At 72.8% G+C, this 19,835-nt stretch carries 14 protein-coding genes and 1 pseudogene; 6 read left to right on the top strand and 9 right to left on the bottom strand.

What is annotated here, in order from left to right; all coding sequences use genetic code 11:
* The first annotated feature begins 308 nt into the window (after positions 1–308).
* On the top strand, positions 309–887 hold the full coding sequence (locus ACZ7M7_RS26700; RefSeq protein WP_472120745.1) for a hypothetical protein: 579 nt from the start codon (positions 309–311) through the stop codon (positions 885–887).
* Positions 888–961: 74 nt separating this feature from the next.
* Here ACZ7M7_RS26700 and ACZ7M7_RS26695 read toward each other — a convergent pair whose 3' ends face one another.
* From ACZ7M7_RS26695 to ACZ7M7_RS26680, 4 genes are all read right to left on the bottom strand, one after another.
* Positions 962–5,668: a hypothetical protein gene (locus ACZ7M7_RS26695; protein WP_472120743.1), complete on the bottom strand. Its 4,707-nt coding sequence runs from the start codon at positions 5,666–5,668 to the stop codon at positions 962–964.
* Positions 5,669–5,801: 133 nt separating this feature from the next.
* Entirely contained in the window at positions 5,802–6,683 is an 882-nt protein-coding gene (locus ACZ7M7_RS26690) for a hypothetical protein (protein ID WP_451174212.1), read from the bottom strand.
* 31 nt (positions 6,684–6,714) lie between these two features.
* A complete protein-coding gene (locus ACZ7M7_RS26685) occupies positions 6,715–8,241 on the bottom strand; it encodes a hypothetical protein (protein ID WP_472120741.1) in 1,527 nt (508 codons plus the stop codon).
* Positions 8,242–8,430: 189 nt separating this feature from the next.
* A complete protein-coding gene (locus ACZ7M7_RS26680; protein ID WP_383612915.1) occupies positions 8,431–9,135 on the bottom strand; it encodes a GntR family transcriptional regulator in 705 nt (234 codons plus the stop codon).
* 149 nt (positions 9,136–9,284) lie between these two features.
* On the opposite strand from ACZ7M7_RS26680, the gene ACZ7M7_RS26675 reads away from it, so the two are divergent.
* The 5 genes from ACZ7M7_RS26675 to ACZ7M7_RS26655 are packed head-to-tail and all read left to right on the top strand — an operon-like array spanning position 9,285 to position 13,759.
* A complete protein-coding gene (locus ACZ7M7_RS26675; RefSeq protein ID WP_472120739.1) occupies positions 9,285–10,583 on the top strand; it encodes an MFS transporter in 1,299 nt (432 codons plus the stop codon).
* Positions 10,580–11,473: a putative hydro-lyase gene (locus tag ACZ7M7_RS26670; RefSeq protein WP_472120737.1), complete on the top strand. Its 894-nt coding sequence runs from the start codon at positions 10,580–10,582 to the stop codon at positions 11,471–11,473. The genes ACZ7M7_RS26675 and ACZ7M7_RS26670 overlap by 4 nt, the downstream gene beginning before the upstream one ends.
* A 47-nt stretch (positions 11,474–11,520) precedes the next feature.
* Positions 11,521–12,279 (top strand): LamB/YcsF family protein, encoded by a 759-nt coding sequence (locus tag ACZ7M7_RS26665; RefSeq protein WP_472120736.1) that lies wholly within the window; start codon positions 11,521–11,523, stop codon positions 12,277–12,279.
* Positions 12,276–12,893 carry a 5-oxoprolinase subunit PxpB gene (pxpB, locus tag ACZ7M7_RS26660; RefSeq protein WP_451174224.1) on the top strand — a complete coding sequence of 206 codons (618 nt, stop codon included), beginning with the start codon at positions 12,276–12,278 and terminating at the stop codon, positions 12,891–12,893. Before ACZ7M7_RS26665 ends, pxpB begins: the two co-directional genes overlap by 4 nt.
* On the top strand, positions 12,890–13,759 hold the full coding sequence (locus ACZ7M7_RS26655; protein WP_472120733.1) for a 5-oxoprolinase subunit C family protein: 870 nt from the start codon (positions 12,890–12,892) through the stop codon (positions 13,757–13,759). Before pxpB ends, ACZ7M7_RS26655 begins: the two co-directional genes overlap by 4 nt.
* Positions 13,760–14,141: 382 nt before the next feature.
* Here the strand turns inward: ACZ7M7_RS26655 and ACZ7M7_RS26650 are convergent.
* From ACZ7M7_RS26650 to ACZ7M7_RS26630, 5 genes and pseudogenes are all read right to left on the bottom strand, one after another.
* A pseudogene (locus tag ACZ7M7_RS26650) lies at positions 14,142–14,972 on the bottom strand (SGNH/GDSL hydrolase family protein); the annotation flags it as partial.
* Entirely contained in the window at positions 14,969–16,180 is a 1,212-nt protein-coding gene (locus ACZ7M7_RS26645) for a glycosyltransferase (protein WP_383612932.1), read from the bottom strand. The gene ACZ7M7_RS26645 and the pseudogene ACZ7M7_RS26650, both read right to left, overlap by 4 nt.
* Positions 16,177–17,307 (bottom strand): glycosyltransferase family 4 protein, encoded by a 1,131-nt coding sequence (locus ACZ7M7_RS26640; protein WP_472120731.1) that lies wholly within the window; start codon positions 17,305–17,307, stop codon positions 16,177–16,179. The genes ACZ7M7_RS26645 and ACZ7M7_RS26640 overlap by 4 nt, the downstream gene beginning before the upstream one ends.
* Before the next feature lie 199 nt (positions 17,308–17,506).
* On the bottom strand, positions 17,507–18,925 hold the full coding sequence (locus ACZ7M7_RS26635; protein ID WP_383612938.1) for a HEAT repeat domain-containing protein: 1,419 nt from the start codon (positions 18,923–18,925) through the stop codon (positions 17,507–17,509).
* 300 nt (positions 18,926–19,225) lie between these two features.
* Positions 19,226–19,618: an ankyrin repeat domain-containing protein gene (locus ACZ7M7_RS26630; RefSeq protein WP_328429059.1), complete on the bottom strand. Its 393-nt coding sequence runs from the start codon at positions 19,616–19,618 to the stop codon at positions 19,226–19,228.
* Positions 19,619–19,835 lie beyond the last annotated feature (217 nt).

Genomic DNA, 19,835 nt, shown 5'->3' with positions numbered 1-19,835 from the left:
TACCGACGCACGCGTAACTCGAAGAGAGATCCGGAATCTGAACTTCCGCACCGGTGACGAGACATGGGGAGTTGTCCGGCCATTGCGGGAGATTGCCTCCCGCAATCCGGCGGCACCCCGAAGGACGAATCGGGCCGGTCTGTCCGGCCAGTTGGCCGGAAATCTACCTTCCTTGGGAATCTTCAGGACGCCCCGATCGTCCTTCTCTACGAGAAATGGGGGCGGATTGGGCCACAGGAGCCGCATCCAACCCCCGGGCGGCGTAAAACAGCGCAAGCCGGGCAACCGCTGGGGAGCTGAGTCTTCGGATGCGGGCGAGCGGTCTGCTGACGGTGGGGAGTGAGACGGTGACGGGCACGGTGGAGCGGCACGTGGCGCCTGAGGACGGCGATGCGACGCGCCGGACAGTGCGACAGGGCCCCGAGGCACTGAATCGCGACATTCCGGCACCCGGAGACAGAACCGCCGAGCGCGCCGCGGCTCAGGAGCAGCCGCATTACCAGCCGTTGTGGATCGAGGAGCCCGCCCGGCGGCGCCGGATGCCTGATCCGGTGCGTACGGCCGCGGTGCGAGCGGTTCTGATCATCGCCTTGACGATGATCCAGGCAATGGTGGCGTTCCTGTGCACGCTGGCCGGATCATGGCTGGCGTTCCCGATGGTCATCAGCAGCGTCACGAGCACCGTGGTGGCGACGTGGGCCGCGCTCGACGTCTGGGTGACGCGCCAGGTGTGGAACCAGCGCAACGGCGTGGTGTCGGCCCCCAGCAGCACCGCCCGGTCCCTGCGGCGCGAGCGGCGCAGGGCACGACGGCAGACGCGCGCTGCGGAGCGGACTCAGGAGCGCATACGCCGGCAAGCCAGGACGGGGCGGTTGTCGCACCCTTGAGGTAGCCGACACAGACGGGCACTGACCTGCGAGGACAGACTCCACGCTGATTTCCCGGCTCGCTGGCCGTGCGGCTAGGGATTCGCAGGCGCCGCCGGGCGTTTGAACATCCTGGTGGCCGTGATCTCGCTGCGCACCGCCTCCCCCGCCTGGGGCTGCTGCGGCAATCCCGGGCGGAGATGTTCCTCCACGCTGATGTACTTCAGGCCGGCCCTGAGGTCGGCGTCGTTGCGCAGTCGGATGACCAGCGGGAACTCCGCCAGGGCGGTCGTGTCGAACAGGCCGGTGGTGTAGAGGAGTTGGACGCCGAGAGCGTCCGAGACGGCTCGCTGCAGCTCCAGGAGGTAGGTGGCGTTGGCACGTCCGATGGGGTTGTCCAGGAACAACGTGCCGGCGTGGCGGTGCTTGTCCCGGCCCCGGTCGTTCGAGCGCAGGGCGGCCATCGTGCAGTACAGGGCGATGGCCGCCGTCAGCAGCTGTCCGCCGGAGAACACGTCGCCCATCTGCCCGACGGGCACACGCTCGGCCCGCAGCACGGCGTCCGGCTTGAGGATCTCGACGGCGACACCCTTCGGCTGAAGCGCCGCGGCAACGCCGCGAAGGAGCAGGGACATGCCGTCTCGCCGCAGGTCCGAGTTCTTCTTCACCGCCGCGCGCGTGGCCTCGTCGATGACCTCGCCGAGGCGTTCCGTGAGGGTGGCCTGGTCGGGCTCCTCGAAGCGGATGCGCAGGAACTCCTGTCCGGACCACTCGCCGAGGCCCTCGGGCAGGCGGGACAGCCGCTGGGCGGACCGCAGGGTCGTCAGCGCCGAGTCGACCAGGCCGCGGAGGCGGTCCACGATGGAGTCCCGGTTACGTTCCAGCTGGGCCAACTCGTCGGTGAGCACGCGCAGTCGGGGCGCGAACGCGTCCGCCCACTTCTGCGCGTGTTCGGGCAGTGCGGAGGCGGGCAGCTCGCGGATCTGCTGGCGGGCGGGGGTGCGGACCTGCTCGTAGCGCGTGGAGTTGGCGTGCCGTACGAGCACATCGCTCGCCTCGCGCACGGCGGCCTCGGCGGTGGAGAGGTCTGCGGCGCAGCCGCGCAGCGACCGGCGGGCCTCGGCGGCGGAGTGCCGGGCCTCCTCAGGGCTGCCGGGGTACGGCTCCGGCGCCTCCTGCTCCTCGTCCGAGGTGTGCTCCCGCAGCAGGTCGCGCAGCATCGCGGCGATCTCGTCAAAGCCGCCGGCCGCGTCCTCGGCGGCGCGGTGGGCTTCGAGGAGCTCCGCGTGCGCCTCGCGGGCCTGGCTCAACGCCTCGGTGCGGGAGGCGAGTTCGGTGGTCGCCGTGCGCAGCAGCGCCTGCGCGTGCTCGGCGTCGCGCGGCTGGAGTTCCTCGGACAGGTCCGTGTGGGTCTCGCCGTCCTCGGGCGCGTGCCGTTCGGCCTCGCCGCGAAGCCGCCCGAGCTGCTCGCTCGCACTGGACATCCGCGTCTCCAGGAGCTGGACGAGCTCCTCCGCGCGCGAGGCAGCCGCCTGCCGGGAGGGCCCGTCGGAGCCGTCGGGCGACTGAAGGAGCTGTTCGGCCCGGGTGCGGACCTTGTTGCTCAGCCGGTCCAGTTCCGCGCGGGCCGCACTCTCGTCGCTCTCCGCGCGGGCCTGCTCGGCGCGCAGATCGGCGCCGACGCCGACCTTCTCGTACACCTGGGAGGCGGCCCGATATGCCTCGCGCAGCGCGGGCAGGGATGCCCTCGGGGCTTCCGTGTCGGTGTCGGGCACGTCGTCGGGGGCGCCCGCGATCTCCGAGCGCTCGGCCCGCAGGGCACGCGCGGTGCGACGCGCGTCGTCGGCGGCGCGCTGGGCGGCGCGGCGGTCCTCGTCGGCGGCGCGGGCACGCTCCAAACAGGTCTGCGCGCGGGCCTCGGACTCGGTGGCCTCGTCGGCGAGTTCGCGCAGCTTGACCTGCCAGCCGGCCCGCTCACGCAGCCGGAACGCCAGCCCGGCCAGGGCGTCGGCGGCTCGCCGCGCCTTCTGGGCGCCCTCCTGACGCTCGTCGCGGACCTGCGCGGCCTCGGCTGCGGCTTCGTCCGCCTCGGCCAGCACGGTCCGCGCCTCGGCCAGCTCCGCCTCGGACTCCTCGGCGAACGCGCGCGCGTCCCGGGCTGCCTGCGCCAGCTCGACCAGCCGGCCGGCCGGGCAGCCGGTCCGCCACGAGGCGAGGCGCGCCGCCAGTTCCCGGTCCTTGCCCAGCCGCGCGGCGAGTGCGCGGATCTCCTCGTCCCGCTCGGTGGCCCGCGCGCGCAGCGCCTGCCTTTCCTCGTCGGCGGCGTGCTCGTCGTGCATGGCGGGGTTCGGCGGCACCAGGAAGACGTCAGGAGAGGCGCCGCTCGGGGACTCCGGCCCCGGAGTCGGGGCGAGCAGGGCGGCTGCGGTGCCGACCGCCACGGCGGACCGGGGTAGCAACGCGGCGTCGCTCAGCACCTCGCGGGCACGCGCGTGCGTGGCGGGGTCGGTGATGATCACGCCGTCAACCAGTTCGGGACGGGCGGCCAGCACGCGCGCGTGGTCGGCCGGGTCGACCGCCTGCGCGAGGTAGCGCCAGCCCGGCAGCGCCGGGATGCCCTGCTCGCCGAGGAACTCCACGGTGGCCAGCACGTCCGGGCCGGGCGGCAGCAGTCCGCCGTCACCGAGCGCGCCCAGGATCCGGGAGTCGTCGGCGGCTGCCGTCCGCAGCTCGAACAGCTGCCGCTCGGCGGTGGAGACGCGGTCGTCGAGCAGTTCGCGCAACTCGTCGGCGAACCGGTCCAGCTCATCCGGCGTGAGGGCGCCTTCGTCGACCGAGCCCTGGGCGACCGTGTCAGCGGCGTCCTGCGCGGTCGTGGCCCCCTCGCCGTCGTCACCTGCGCGAGGTGCAGGTACGGCCCCCTGGGCAAGACCGCCCCGGCGCTTCGCGCCCGACTCGCCGGTCAGGCCGATCAGTTCCGCGAGCCGCTCCTCCGCCGCCAGTCCCTCGGCGAGACGGCGCTCAGCGTCGTGGGCACGCTCCGCGGCGGCTGCCGCGTCGGCCGCGCGGGCCGCCGTCAGCTCGGCCCGGGACTCGGTCGAGGCCGCCTCCCGCGCGTGCTCCGAAGCACGCCGGGAGGCTTCACGGGCGGTGTCCCAGGCCGCGACGGCCGTCTTCTCGGCGTCGCTCGCCGCAAGGGCCGCGCGGGCCGGGTCGGCGTCGGGCGCGCTGTCGTCGAGCCAGCCGGCGCGCACGGCTTCGGCGGTCTCCTGCTCGACCTCGGACAGCCGCTGGCGCAGATGCCCGACCTCGCTGCGGGCGCGCTGGGCCTCGGTGGCGGCGGCGGTGGAGTCCCGGTACGCGGACTCGCCGACCTCCTGGAGGGCGGCGGACCGCTCCTCCCCCTCGTTGGCGAGGCTCTCGGCGCTCTCCGCGGCCGCGTGCAGGGCCCGTACGAGATCGACGGCGGCCTTGGCGCGGGCGGCCAGCGCGGGCGCCGCGTCGCGCTCGGCCTCCTGGATGGCGGCGGCCACGCGCGCGACGCGGTCGGCGGCGGCGCGGTGCCGCAGGGCGGTCTCGGCGGCCTGCCAGGCCGAGTGCAGCGTGCGGGCGTCGGCGAGCTCGCGCTTCTGCGCCGCCGCCGACTTCTCGGCAGCCGCGAGTGCCAGCGAGGCATGCCGGTAGGCCAGTTCTGCCGCGATCAGCGCGCTGCGGTCCCGGCCCGCCTCGGCGTGGGTGACTGCGGACGCGGTGGCGGTGACCCGCTGGGCCAGGTCGGCGGCCCGCACGCGCTCCTGGACGCCCCGCGCGGACAGCCGCCGGGCCAGGGTCCGGGTGCGCCGCTCGGCACCGGCGTGGATGTCACGCGCGCGTGAGCGGACCTCGGCGGCCTCGACGATGCGCCCGAGCAGGTCGACGGAACCGGCGGTGAAGTCCCGCTCGGCGATCAGCTCGGCGCGCCGGCCCAGCTTGTTGCCGAAGCCGCCGACCAGGTCCGCGAGGCCGTCGGTGTCGCGCGTGTCCGTCACGGCCCGCAGCAGCAGGTCGGTGAAGTCGGAGTCCTTCTTGACCGCGAAGAGGCCGGCCGCCTCACCCTCGTCGGCGTTCATCTCCCGCTGGTAGCGGAACAGTTCGGGATCGAGGCCGAGGTCGCCGAGGTGTTCGATCCAGCGGTCGTGGATCTCCTCCCAGTGCACCTCCAGATGCGGGTACGCCTTGCCCGCCTCCGTGATGGCGTCCCGGAAGCCCTTCATGGTGCGCCGCCGGCCCCGCGCGCCCGACTGGCCCTCGGCGGTCGGCCGTACGGCGGTGGACTCGGCGACGGGCAGGTTGTCCAGGCTCAGCCCGGGTCCCGGGCGGAAGGAGTACCAGGCCTCGGCGAACTTCCGCGGGTCGTTGGAGACCTGGCGCCCGCGCCACTCGCTCGCCTTGCCGACCACGACGCACTCGCCGGTGAGCGTGTGCTGCCACTCCAGCGCGACATGCCCGCAGTCGTCGGCGAGCAGGAACTTACGCAGCACGCCGGAGCTGGCGCCGCCGAGGGTGTTGCGGTGGCCCGGCAGCATCACGGAGAAGATCAGCTTGAGGAGGACCGACTTGCCGCCGCCGTTCTCCAGGAAGAGCACCCCCGCGGGAGCGGGCCGGCGCGGCGGCCCGACGGGCTCCTCCTCGAAGAACTCCGCCTGCATGGGCGCGGGATCGGGCACGGGATCGCCGACACCACGCAGGTCAAGCACGGTGTCGGCATAGCGCGCACCGGCCGGTCCGATGGAGTAGAGGCGGACCCGGGACAGCTCGTACATGGCGGACTCTCGTAAGTCTTCGTCAGATCGGGGGAGTTCGGGACTTGGGACGGATTCGAGGATTCAGGCGAGTCGAAGGTGCAGGCCGGTTCGGGGATTCGGGTGGGTCGGAGGTGCAGGCCGGTTCGAGGATTCAGGCGGAGTGGAACGGCAGCCCGGCCTCGGCCACCAGCTCCAGGTCTTCCGTGTCCTCGGCGGCCAGCAGCGTCGGTGTGCCGTCGGTGACCGGGACCACGCCCAGCTCCAGCAGTTCGGCCATGGCGGCGCTGCCCGCCATGTCACGGACCTGGAGTTGGTACCGGGCGGTCGTCCGGTAGGTGCCGCCGCTGTCGTCGCCCGTCCGCTGGAGGAACCCGGAGTCGGTGAGAAACGCAGCCGCCTTGCCGACGATGCCGGTGGTCGAACCGGCCAGTCTGCGCGCGTCCTTGGTGGCGCCGGTCGCGCTGCGTCTCACCCAGATCCGCCAGGCTGCCTCCAGGCCGGGCGCGTCCGTGGCGGGGTCGGTGTTCTCCCCCTGCTCGTCCGCGCGCTCCTCCAGCCGGCGGCAGGCCTGCCGGACGAAGGCGTCGACGCCGTTGACCGTCACGCGCCCGATGTAGCCGTCGTCGGCCAGATCCTCGGGCCGCGGGAACGCCATGGCGGCGATGGCGAGATGGGCCAGCCCGTGCAGGAACCGGTCGCTGCCGTCGGCCGACGTACGACGCGCGTAGTCGCCCATGCGGACGGCGAACACGGAGTCCTCGGCGGCGGTGACGGCCATGCCCGCGCGCGGGGACACCTCCAGCACCACGAGCCCGAGCCCGGCGGCCACGGCGTCCGCGAGCCGCGCGAACGGCGGGTCCTCCCGGTACCGCCGCAGCAGCTCCGTGTACTCCTGATCGCGCGCGGGCTGCAACTTCGGCTGCAGCCCGAAGGCGACCAGCCGGGCCGCGTCGGCGGCGTCGGCGGGGGTCACGGCTGCGTTCGCCGACGGGGGCGCGGCCTCCGTGTCACTCCACTCGGCGTGCTCGCTCACGGTCGGGGCTCCTTGCTGCGTCCTTGCTCACTCATGCTGCTTCCGTCCTGTCCGCCGCCATCCCGGCGGCGTCCAGCAGGGCCGTCCCCACGATCAGGTCGGCGCCGCCGAACTCGGAATCCTCCAGCTCCGTCCCGTCGTCCACGGCGAACAGCAGCTTCTCCTCGCCCTGGCGATAGGCCGTACCGACCGGCGGACTGGCCGCGTGGACCGCCAACAGCGCCACGAGGTAGGGCAGCCCGGGGTCCTGCCGACGGGCCTGGGCCAGCAGCCCCGACAGCCTGCGCGGGGCGTCGGCCGGCAGGTCCAGCAGCTCCATCGCCGCGGCCAACTGCTCCTCGCTGAACCGGCTGTCGTCCGGTGTCGCGATCAGGTCGGGCTCGGGCATCTCGGCGCCCAGGTGCTCCCGCTCCACGGGCGGCGTCAGCAGTATGTCGACGAGATCACCCAATCGGGTCGACACCGGCGTACGCAGTCCCGTCCCCCGCGCGAAGAAAGCGTCCGTGACCCTCACGGACTGCTCCAGGGGCAGGGGCAGGACAGGGGCGACGAGATGGCCGTACAGGTCGATCCCCGAGGTCGTCATCGGAGTGGCGAAGGCCTGCCGGTCCTGCTCGGCGCGGAACAGCGGCCCGGCCTCCAGCAGGCGGGACTGCAGCTGGGTGTGCCGTCGGATGCAGTCTTTGACGATGTCGACGAGCTCGGCGGCACGGCGCTTGTGCTCCGGGTCCTCGGTCTCGTCGCGTGCCTTGCGGATGTTGGTCAGGATCGCGTTCTCATGGCGGTACCGGTCGGCGACATGGTCGAGCGCCTCGGCGATCATGTCCGGCACGGCGTTCAGCCAGTCGACCGCCCGGACGTTGCGCCGGGTCGCGTCCAGGGCCCTGCGGAGCGTCTCCGAGTACTGCACGGTCCGGTACCGGGCCTGCTCGGCGGCCAGCTGGGCGTCGGCGAGCCGGCCGCGGTTGATCAGCACCTCGAGCTTGACCTCGGCGGCGATCTGGGCACTGGTGACGTCGGTGTCGAGGGCACCGACAAGGACGTTGACCGCCTCGTCGGTCGTACGCAGATACACCGTGCCGCCGGGGCCCGGTACCTCCTCGATCAGCTTGAAGTCGTAGTCACGGCGGACATAGCTGCCGTCCGGCGCGAACGTGCCGTACACGGCACGAAAGCCGCGGTCCACACTGCCGACGTTGATCAGGTTCTCCAGGACCCAGCGGGCCACCCGCTCATGCTCGGCGACGGGGCGCCGCGGGGCCTGGGCGGCGATGCGCGGGATGAGGCGGGCGACTATCTGGTCGTGGTCGGCACCCGTGTCGAAGTCCATGTTCAGTGTGACCAGGTCGATGGCGGCGAGCGCCACCTCCGCCATGCCGTACACCGAGTACTCCCCGGCGAGGTTGGCCTTGCGTGCATCGAGGTCGTGCAGCGGCGCCGTGCAGGCGAGCGCGCGCAGCCGCCGGGCCAGCCCTTCGTCGGCGGCCGGGCCCGGAGCAGGGCGCGGCCCCGCGCTGAGCTGGGGCGGAACACGGTCCGTCGATGCGGGTGAAGTCACGGTGCACAGACTAGGTCCTAGGTCTGACAACGACCCAAACGACGCCGATCGCCCACGGCGGCACCGCATGTCGACCCGGCCCAGCGCCCTGGCGGTGTGTCGACGCGGCCCCCCGACCTGGCGATATGTCGACCCAGCACCGCGGCCCACGCCCCGCGTCGCAGTCGCATGGTGGCGGCACCCCGCCCCCTAAGCGAGAGCCTCGCCCTCCCCCACCCGCCGCCGATACACCTCGACCACCCGCTCCAGCGAGTCGTCGAGATAGACCGCGAGTATCTTCTCGGCCTCGCCCCGGTCCCCCGCCTCCAGCGCCCGGAGGATCTGCTGGTTGCGGGCGAGGTACGGCTCGTGCAGCCGGTGTGGATCGTCGACGACGTGGAATGCGAGCCGCAGCTCGGCGAAGACGCTGCGCATCAGTTCGTCGGTGCGTTCGCTGCCCGCGAGCGCCACCAGTTCGCGGTGGAAGTGGATGTTGGCCGTCCCCAACCCTTTCCAGTCACCTTCGCGCACCGCGCGCTGCCCCTCGGCGACGGCTTCGGCGGGCCCCTCCAGGGGGTACGGCGGTTCGCCGAGCCCGCGTACGACGGCGCACTCGACGAGGCGTCGGGTGCGGTAGATGTCCTCGACGTCCTCCACCGTCAGGACCCGCACGAACACGCCCCGGTTCAGTTCGTGGACGAGGAGCCGTTCATGGGTGAGCAGCCGGAATGCCTCGCGCAGTGTGTTACGGGACACACCGAGCGCCCCTCCGATGCTGTCCTCCGACAGCCGGGTGCCGGGCGCGAAGTACCCCTCGGCGATGCGGCTTCTGAGGATGTCCGAGACCCGCTCCGCCGTGCTCGTACGGCCCAGGAGGGCACGGTCGTCGGCCAGTCCGGCCAGCTGCTCTGCCATGCCCGGAATTCAACCGCAGACCCGAGAACGAAACAACAGGGGTATTGAAGGATCGTTCAACGATCCTCTACCTTGCTGCTCACCGTTCAGCTCAGTCCGGCTCAGTTCGGCTCAGTTCCGCACCCCCGTCCCCTCTCTGCGAGGTGCCCATGAGCACGACCCCTCCACCGCAGGCTCTGAAAGACACCCACACCACGAGCACCGAACGCGCCGACGACGACGGCGCGTTCGGCTGGCTGCGCGCCCTCGGCCCGCGCGGCCGACGCGCCTTCGCGGGCGCTTTCGGCGGATATGCCCTGGATTCGTACGACTACTTCACACTCCCGCTGAGCATGGTGGCGCTGGCCGCGTACTTCGGCCTGGACAGCGGCCAGACCGGCCTCTTCACCACCGTCACGCTCGTGGTCTCCGCGATCGGCGGCGCGCTCGCCGGAGTGCTGGCCGACCGGATCGGCCGGGTCAAGGCGCTGATGATCACGGTCATCACCTACGCGGTCTTCACCGTCGCCTGCGGTTTCGCCCCCAACTACGAGTGGCTGCTGGTCTTCCGCGCCCTCCAGGGCCTCGGCTTCGGCGGCGAATGGGCGGTCGGCGCGATCCTGGTCGCCGAGTACGCGAGCGCCAAGCACCGTGGCCGCACGCTCGGCGCGATCCAGAGCTCGTGGGCCGTCGGGTGGGCCCTGGCCGCGATCATGTACACCGTCGTGTTCTCGCTCGTGGACGACGACCTGGCCTGGCGCGTGATGTTCTGGACCGGCGCGCTGCCCGCGCTGCTCGTCATCTGGATGCGGCGCCGGGTGCACGACGCCCCCGAGGCTGTCGCCGTACGTGAACAGAGCACCCAGAAGAGTTCGTTCGCGGCAATCTTCAAGCCCGGGCTGTTGCGTACGACGATCTTCGCCGGGCTGCTCTCCACGGGTGTCCAGGGCGGCTACTACACCCTCGCCACCTGGGTGCCGACCTACCTGAAGACCGAGCGCGACCTGTCGGTCGTCGGCACCGGCGGCTATCTGACGTTCCTCATCTCGGGCGCCTTCATCGGCTATCTGACCGGCGGTTACCTCACCGACCTGCTGGGCCGCCGGCGCAACATCTGGCTGTTCGCACTGCTCTCGGCCGTCTGCATCCTGGCGTACGCGAACATCCCCAGCGGCTCCAACACCCTCCTCCTGGTGCTCGGTTTCCCGCTCGGGTTCTGCATGTCGGCGATCTTCAGTGGCTTCGGGTCCTACCTGAGCGAGCTGTACCCGACGGCGGTGCGCGGCACGGGACAGGGCTTCACGTACAACACCGGCCGAGCGGTGGGCGCGATCTTCCCCACCATGGTCGGCTTCCTGGCCGACAGCTGGGGTGTGGGCGGCGCGCTGGTCTTCGGCGCGATCGGCTACGGCATCGCCGCACTGGCCCTCCTCGGGCTGCCGGAGACGCGCGGGAAGGAGCTGGCGTGAACCGCACGGAGGACCGTCCGCTCACCCTCGAAGAAGACCGTCCGTCCGCCTTCACGACGGACAGTCGGCCCGCCCTCGCAGCAGACCGCCCGCTCACCCTCGTCGACGAGCACGCGCACGCGTGGAGCCCGCAAACGGCACGCGCCCGCTTCAGGGAGGGCCTCACGGGGCCCACGGCCGGGGTCGCCGCGGGGCACACCCAGGTCAACCTGATCTCGGTGCCCGCCGACTGGGCGTACGACATGCTGCTGTTCTGCCAGCGCAATCCCAAGCCCTGCCCGGTCCTGGACGTCACGGACTCCGGGTCCTGGACGACCGTCCTCGCCGACGGTGCCGACCTGCGCACCGATCTGCCGCGCTACCGGGTGTGGCGGGACGGCGAGTTGGTGGACGAACCGACGGACGTGCGCGCGCACTGGCGCGACGACCTGGTGTCGTTCCTCATCGGCTGCAGCTTCACGTTCGAGTGGGCGCTGGCCGAGGCGGGCGTCCCCATCCGTCACGTCGAGCAGGGGCGCAACGTCCCGATGTACGTGACCAGCCGCCAGTGCCGGCCGGCGGGGCGGCTGCACGGCCCGATGGTGGTGTCCATGCGTCCGGTGCCGCCGGAGCACGTGGCGGCGGCGCTGCGGGAGACCGGTCTCCTCCCGGCGGTGCACGGCAGTCCCGTCCACTGCGGCGATCCGTCGGCGCTGGGCATCGCCGACCTCGGCCGCCCCGACTTCGGCGATCCGGTCGAGGCCGAGCCGGACGACATCCCGCTGTTCTGGGCCTGCGGAGTGACCCCGCAGGCCGCCGTGATGGCCTCGCGCCCGCCGTTCGCCATCACCCACGCACCGGGCCAGATGTTCCTGACCGACGCTCGCGACGAGCAGTACCGCATCGCCTGAGAAGTAGATCGCCCGAGAAGTGACCCGACAGGAGAAACGACGGACCGATGACCTCCATCGACCTCAACGCCGACCTCGGCGAGGGCTTCGGCCGCTGGCAGCTCACCGACGACGAACGGCTGCTGTCGATCGTCACCAGCGCCAACGTGGCCTGCGGCTTTCACGCCGGGGACGCGGCCACCATGCGCCGGGTGTGCGAGCAGGCGGCCGAGCGCGGGGTACGGATCGGCGCCCAGGTCTCCTACCGGGACCTGGCGGGGTTCGGGCGGCGCGCGATGGACGTGCCGCCCGCCGAGCTGGCGGCCGAAGTGGCGTACCAGATCGGCGCCCTGGCGGTCTTCGCGCGGGCGGCGGGCACGCGCGTGTCGTACGTCAAGCCGCACGGAGCGCTCTACAACCGCGTCGTGCACGACGAGGAGCAGGCCGGCGCGGTCGTCGACGGTGTGCTCCTGGCGGACGCCTCGCTGCCCGTGCTCGGTCTGCCGGGCTCTCGACTGCTGGAGCTGGCCGCCAAGGCGGGGCTCCCGGCCGTCAAGGAGGCGTTCGCGGACCGCGCGTACACGGAGCAGGGCACGCTCGTGCCGCGCGGCCAGGAGGGTGCCGTGGTCACCGACCCGGAGGCCGTCGTGGAGCGCTCGGTGGGCCTGGCCCGCGCTGGCGTGGTCACCTCCCACTCCGGAGTTCCCGTGGAGGTACGCGCGCGTTCCCTGTGCCTGCACGGGGACACGCCCGGCGCCGTCGAGCTGGCCCGGCGGGTGCGGGCAGGGCTGGAGGATTCGGGTGTGCGGGTGGAGGCCTTCGTATGAGGGCGCTGCCCGTCGGCGACGACGCGCTGCTCGTCGAGGTGGCCTCGGGCGAGGAGGCCCGGGCGCTGCACGCCGAGCTGCTGCGCCGCCGCGCGGAGGGCTCGCTGTCCGTCCGCGAGATCGTCCCCGCTGCCCGCACGGTCCTGCTCGACGGGCTCGCCGACCCGGCCCGCCTGGCGTCGGAACTGACCACCTCCGAAGTGCCGCCCGCTCCCCCACGCAGGCGTGAGGTCGTCGAACTCCCGGTGCGCTACGACGGCCCGGACCTGGCCGACGTCGCCGCGCACTGGGGCGTCTCCCCGACCGAGGTGGCCCACATCCACGCGGACACCGAGTTCAGTGTCGCCTTCTGCGGTTTCGCCCCCGGGTTCGGCTATCTGACCGGCCTGCCGCCGCGCTACGACGTCCCGCGCCGGGCCACGCCGCGTACGGCCGTCCCCGCCGGTGCGGTTGCGCTGGCGGGCCCGTACACGGGCGTGTACCCGCGCTCGTCGCCGGGCGGCTGGCAGCTGATCGGCACCACGGACACCGTGCTGTGGGACCACACGCGTGTGCCGGCCGCGCTGCTGTCGCCGGGCACGCGCGTGCGCTTCGTTCCGGTGGGGAGCTCATGACCGACCGCGCACTGTCCGTCGTACGCGCCGGGGCGCTCACCACCGTGCAGGACCTCGGTCGGCCCGGCCACGCCCACCTCGGCGTGCCCCGCTCGGGTGCGCTGGACGGGCCGGCGGCGGCGCTGGTCAACCGCCTGGTCGGCAACGCCCCCGAGGCCGCCGTACTGGAGAGCACGCTCAACGGCTGTGCGGTGCGGCCCCGTTCGACGGTGACCGCGGCGGTCGGCGGCGCGCCGTGCCGGGTCACGGTGGACGGACGTCCGGTCGCCTGGGGTGCTGCGGTGCGCGTGCCCGCCGGTGCGCTCCTGGAGGTCGGCGCGGCCGTGTCGGGCGTACGGAGCTATGTCGCCGTCTCCGGCGGTATCGCCGTCGAGCCGGTCCTGGGGAGCCGCTCCACGGACCTGCTGTCCGGCCTCGGCCCACCGCCTCTCACGGACGGCACGGTGCTCCCCCTGGGCCGGCCGACGCAGCTGCACGCACGCGTGGACGTCGCCCCGCAGCCGGCGCCCCCCGGCGAACTGGTCCTGCGGGTGACGCCGGGCCCGCGCGACGACTGGTTCACCCCGGCGGCCGTGCGTGCCTTCACCTCCCGCCCCTACCGCGTGTCCGCCGCGAGCAACCGCATCGGGCTGCGCACCGAGGGCCCCGCCCTGGAACGGGCGCTCACCCGCGAACTCCCCAGCGAGGGCGTGGTCCTGGGCGCGGTCCAGGTCCCGCCCGACGGCCGGCCGGTCGTGTTCCTGGCCGACCACCCGACAACGGGCGGCTACCCGGTGATCGCCGTCGTCCGCGCGGCCGACCTCCCGGCCGCCGCACAAGCGGTGCCGGGCACGCCGGTCCGCTTCGTGGCCGTACGCCGTCGCTGACTCCCGCCACAATCCGTCGCTGACGCCGCCACCTCCCGCCACGCACGCGTGCGCCGCGCCCGCCCCGGTGCAGGCTGCCTGCCGCTCCGGGGACCGAGCGCTGTTCCGGCAACCGTTACGCCGCCTCAGGTGCGGGCTGCGGCTTCTGGACCGAGCGCTGTCCGGGCACGGGCACGGACAGTCCCTCCGGCAGGGACAGGTGCTCGGGCACGGACCGACGATCGGGGATCAGGCGATGCTCGGCCGCCGGCCGACGGTCGGGCACCGACCGGTGCTCCGGCGCCGTCGGATGCTCGGGCAACGCCACCGTCTCGGACCGCGACCCGGGCCCGGTCAACGCCACCGACTCGGACACCGGCGGGTGCCCGGCCACCGCCGTCGGGTCCGGCATCGACAGCACGGCCAGCGCCCTGGACACCGACTGTGCCGCGCGCTGGTCGAGCCGATCACTCGTGCCCTTCGCGCGGTGCCGCATCTCGACGGCGGCGAGGCGGATCAGCTGGGGCAGCAGGTCGTTGCAGCGCCGAATCATCCAGGCGGTACCGGCGGTGGCCAGCCACAGCAGGCTCGCCGACTTGGTGGGCGGCGGGAACTCGGGCTCGGGCGAGGGCCCCGGCAGCGTCGCGAGGCCCCGGTGGGCGAGCATCGCGTGGAAGCGCAGGGCGATCTGCCGGTGCCCGCGCTCCCCGGGGTGCAGCCGGTCGGAGCTCCACATCGCGCGTTCCATGATCCAGGCGTCGTCGACCGCGTGCAGATGCAGCGCCCCGTACCGCTCGGACAACGTGTGGACCACCGTGTTGACGGCCCGCTGCCGACGAGCCAGCGGGTTGCCCAGGACTCCCGGCAGGCCCAGCATCGTGCCCGGGTCGGGCAGGCATGCCGTGAGCACGGCCGCGCCCTGACGGGTGAAGGACGCGTAGACCTTGTCGAGGCGCTCGGCGATCTTCTCTATGTCGAAGGTGCTGCGCAGCGTGTCGTTGACGCCCACAAGGACGGACGCGACGTCGGGCCGCAGGGACAGCGCCGTCGGCAGCTGCTTCTCCAGCACGTCCCGTGTCTGTGCCCCGCTGACGGCGAGGTTGGTGAACTCGGCAGCCGGCTCGGACAGTCCGCCGGCGAGCAGCGCGGCCCAGCCGCGCCACCCGTTCCCCGCGGGATCGCCCACCCCCTCGGTCAGCGAGTCCCCGAGAGCGACGTAGCGCAGCGGTCTCATGCCGCGCCCTCCGCACGGGCGAAGGGACGTACCGGCACCGCCGCCTCGTGCGCGGTGAGGAAGGCGTCCACCGCCGTGCCCCAGCCGAAGCACTCCGCACGCGCGCGTGCCTCCTCGCGGCGCTCGCGCTCGGGACGGTCGAGGAGCATCTCGACGGCGTCCGCGAAGGCGTCGCCGTTGTCCGCCGCGGTGGCTCCGGCGGGGCCGATCACCTCCGGCAGCGCGGACGACGCGCTCGCCACGACAGGCGTGCCGCAGGCCATGGCCTCCAGCGCGGCCAGCCCGAACGTCTCGGCGGGCCCGGGGGCCAGGCAGACGTCGGCGGAGGCCTGCAGCGCGCCGAGCAGGCTGCGGTCGGCGACATGGCCGAGGAAGGTCACCGGAAGGTCGCGCTCCTGCGCCCGCTTCTCCAGGCCCGCGCGCAGGGGCCCGTTGCCGGCCACCACGAGTACCGCTCGCACGCCCCGCTGGCGCAGCGACTCCAGGGCGTCCAGCGCGGTGCCGGGCCGCTTCTCCACGGAGAGCCGGGAGCACATCACGAGCAGCTTCTCGTCCGCACGCGCGTGGGTCTCACGCAGGGCCGCGTCCCGCAGGGTGGGCCGCCGGTTCATCAGGTCGACGCCCAGCGGTGCCCGGACGACGTTGCGGGCGCCGATCCGTACGAACTCCCGCTCGGCGAACTCGGTGGTGCACACGACCTTCGAGTAGGTGTGGGCGGTACGGACGTTGAGGGCGTCGGCGGCCCGCCGGGACAGGTTCTCCGACAGGCCCCAGGTGCGCAGCACGCCGTCGGCGGTCTCGTGGGAGACCATCACGGCGCGGACCCGCGCGCGGCGGGCCCACTTGCCCGTCCACCGCAGCGTCGTCCGGTCGGAGACCTCCAGCCGGTCGGGGGCGAGCTCCTCCAGGAGGGCCGCGACCCGCCGCTTGTCGACGAGCACGCGGTAGCCGCCGGTGCCGGGCAGCATCGGGCCGGGCAGGGTGATCACGCGGCCCTGCTCGGTCTCGCAGTCGCTGTACTTCTCGCCCGGCACGATGAGGACGGGGTCGTGGCCCGCCAGCTTGAAGCCCTTGCCCAGTTCGCGCAGCGCGGTGCGCAGCCCTCCGGAGGCGGGCGCGACGAAGTTCGCCAGCCGGACGATGCGCAGCCCGGTGTTCGTCGACGGGTTCACGGACGGGTTGCCTGAGGGGTTCACCGAGGAGTTCACACCGCCACCGCCGGCCTCCGCGCCTTGAGCACGGCCTCGTAGTGGGTGATGAGCTGGTCGCCGATGGCCGCCCAGGTGCGGCCGTCGACCGTCGCGTGCCCGGCGGCCCCGTACGCGGCCCGCAGCGCCGGGTCGGCGACCAGGGAGCGCACGGCGTCCCGTACGGCGTCGGCGTCGCGCGGCGGCACCAGCAGCCCGGTGCGGCCGTGGTCGACCAGGTCCAGCGGACCGCCGGCGGCCGGCGCCACGACGGGCACGCCGCTCGCCATGGCCTCCTGCACTGTCTGGCAGAAGGTCTCGAACGGACCCGTGTGGGCGAAGATGTCGAACGAGGCGAAGATCCGGGCGAGGTCGTCCCCGCCGCGGCGGCCCAGGAAGACCGCGCCGGGCAGCGCCTCGGCGAGCGCGGGCTGACTCGGCCCGTCGCCGACGATCACGACCTTGACGCCCGCCAGGCCGCACACACCGGAGAGCAGCTCGATGTGCTTCTCCGGGGCGAGACGCCCGACGTAGCCGACGATGACCTCACCGTTCGGGGCGAGCTCCCGGCGCAGCTTCTCGTCGCGCAGTTCGGGGCGGAAGCGTGCGGTGTCCACGCCGCGTGCCCACAGCTTGAGCCGGGGCACCCCGTGGGCCTCGAGGTCGCTCATGGACGCGCTGGACGGGACGAGGGTGAGGTCGGCGGCGGAGTGGACGGACCTTATGCGCCGCCAGGCCGCTGCCTCGCCGGCGCCCATGTAGGTGCGGGCGTATCCGGCCAGGTCGGTCTGGTAGACGGCGACGGCGGGGATGCCGAGCCGGGCGGCGGCGGCCATGCCGCGGACGCCGAGGACGAAGGGGCTGGCCAGGTGCACGATGTCGGGCTGGTGCTGGATCAGCGCGGCGGCCAGGCGCCTGCTGGGGAGCGCGACCCTGACCTGGGGATAGCCGGGGAGCGGTAGGGAGGGGACGTGGACGACGGGGCAGGGCGCCAGGGCGGCGGCCGCCTTGTTCCCGGGAGCGGGAGCGGGTGTGACGACGAGGGGAGCGTGACCGCGGTCGACGAGGTGTCGGGCGGTCTGGAGCGCGCAGTGGGCCACGCCGTTCACATCGGGGGGAAAGGATTCGGTCACGATGACGACACGCATACCCGTGTTGTCGCCGTGCTGGACGTGGCCGCGTCAACGTGGATCTTTCCAAACAAGAAACGTCCCATGAGCGTTCCGCTCCGCGACCGAGCGGGTCAGGTTCCGGCCATGCACACCTGACCCGTCGGCCACCCCGAGTTCACCTTGCGGGCGGATCTCCGCGGACGTTCACCGTGCGATCACATGTCCCGGCCCCTGATCAGCCGGCGGTCGTGTCGGGTCCGATCCGGCTGCGTACGGCCGTCTGGACCTCGGCTTCCTCGGCCGGATCGGCGGCGAGCCGGCGCAGTCGCTCGACGACGCGCGTGTCACCGGTCTCGGCGTGCCGGGCGGCGACCTCGCGGGTGGTCTCCTCGCAGTCCCAGAGGCACTCGACGGCGAAGCCCGAGGCGTAGGAGGGGTCGGTGGCTGCGAGGGCGCGAGCGGTGCGGCCCCGTAGATGGGAGGACGCCGTCTCGCGGTAGATGTGGCGCAGCACGGGGGCCGCGCAGGCGATGCCGAGCCGTCCGGTGCCGTCGACCAGGGTCCACAGTGTCGGGGCGTCGGGACCTTCGCCCCGTACGGCCTCGCGTAGCGCCGCAAGGACCAGGTCCTTGTCCTCGGCGCCGCCCCGGCAGGCGAGCATGCGTCCGGCGGCGGCGCCCAGCGGATCGGGCCGCCGGGCCCAGCCGCGCGCGCGATCGATGGCGGCGACGCTGCGCATCCGCTCGAAGGCGTCGAGAGCCGCGTCCACGACCGCCGAGGTGCCGGTGATCACGGCTGCCTCGATCAGGTCGAGGGCATCGGGATCGTTGGTGTCGGCCAGGTAGCGCAGGGCGGTGCAGCGGGCTCCGTCGGTGCCGTCCTTGGCGGCGGCAATGATCTCGGGCCGGTCCTCGGGGCCGGCCACGGCCATGAGGCACCGCGCGGCCGGCACATGGAGCGCGGCTCCGCGCTCGAGGCCCTGCTGGGCCCATTCGAAGACCGCCTGCACGCTCCACCCCGGACGGGGCCCGGTAGGTCGCATCTGCCGCTGCCAGCGGTCGAAGCAGCCGGCCTCGTGAGCGGCACGCACACGCGTGGCGATCGATTCGCGCGGATCCTCGGCCCACAGCCGCCATGGCCGTGGCTCAAAAGCATCGCGTACGACGGCGGCCAGCTCGGCCTCGCCCTCGGGATCGGCCGGGAATCGCGCCAGCACGGGCGCGGCGAGGGCACGCAGCCCCGCGTCGTCGTCCCTGAGCGCGAGTTCGTCCAGGGCCCAGGCCCAGTTGGAGCCCGAGGCGGCATACCTGCGCAGCAGCGCGAGGGCGTCCAGCCTGCCGTACGAGGCGAGGTGGCCGAGGACGGCCAGGGCCAGCCCGGTGCGTGACTCCTCGGAGTCGAGGGCGTCCTCGACGTCGAAGAGGTGGGCCTCGATCTCGTCCAGCTCGCCGTTCAGGTCGAGGTAGAGACGGGCGTAGTACAGGGAGCGGTTCTCCACCTGCCAGTCGTGGCGGGGGTCCCGCAGCACACAGTGGTTCAGAGCCGCGAGCGCTTCGGCGCGCGGGGCGGTGAGCGCGTGCAGTGTGCCGTCGCCGCGGCCCCGCTGAAGCAGGCCGAGCAGCGTACCGCTGGGCGCTATGACCGGTTCGAACATGGGAAACAGCCTCACATCAAGCGTCGACGCAACCGGGGTTCTTGCTTCACCTGGCCGCGTGACAACACGTCGGGGCGCCCGCCGTTTCCTGCTTGCTGTAGACCATCTTCCTCTGCCTCTCGTCGGTGGCCCATGCGGGCCGATCACGGCCCGCGCGGTGCGGCAACACCTGCCCAGCCATCGCGTCCGTGAATCACGACGTCATGATGACTCGGCACTTCCATCTGCCGCGACCGAAATTTCGGCGGCCCTGTACCGCCTCCCCCGTTTTCTGCGTTTTAGCTGGTCAGAATATTCGGATCAGTGTGCGCCGAACAGTTCGAGCAGTTCCGTCTTGGCGAACATCCGGGCCGTGTCGACGGCCGACGGCGTTCCGGAGGCCGGGTCGGCGCCGCCCTCCAGCAAGGCCTTGATCACTTCCGTCTCACCCTTGAAGACGGCACCGGCGAGCGGCGTCTGCCCCCGGTCGTTGACGTGGTCGGCCTCGGCACCCCGGGCGAGCAGAGCGCGCACCGCCTCGGCGTGACCGTGATAGGCGGCGAGCATCACGAGGGAGTCGCCGCGGTCATTGGTGAGGTTGGCCGGTACGCCCGCGTCGACATACGCCACGAGTGCCTCGGTCTGCCCCTGCCGGGCCAGATCGAAGATCTTGGTCGCCAGCTCCACGACCTCCGGGTCGGGGGCATCAGTCATCGGCCGGACCGCCTCTCACTACGAACACGGGGACTGCGGGAACTACGGGAACTGCGGGAACCACTGGGGAGCACGGGTACGACCGGCGAGCGGTGTCGGCCGTACGAGTGATTCGCCAGGGTACTGGCTCGCGCGGCACATGACCTGACGCGCTCGCGGCAAAGATCATCGCAGACACGGCCGGACGCAACACCCAAGCTCATCCGCCTCAGGACAC

The organism is Streptomyces sp. NPDC111606 (assembly GCF_055656945.1).
This window is presented reverse-complemented; position numbering and strand designations above follow the sequence as displayed.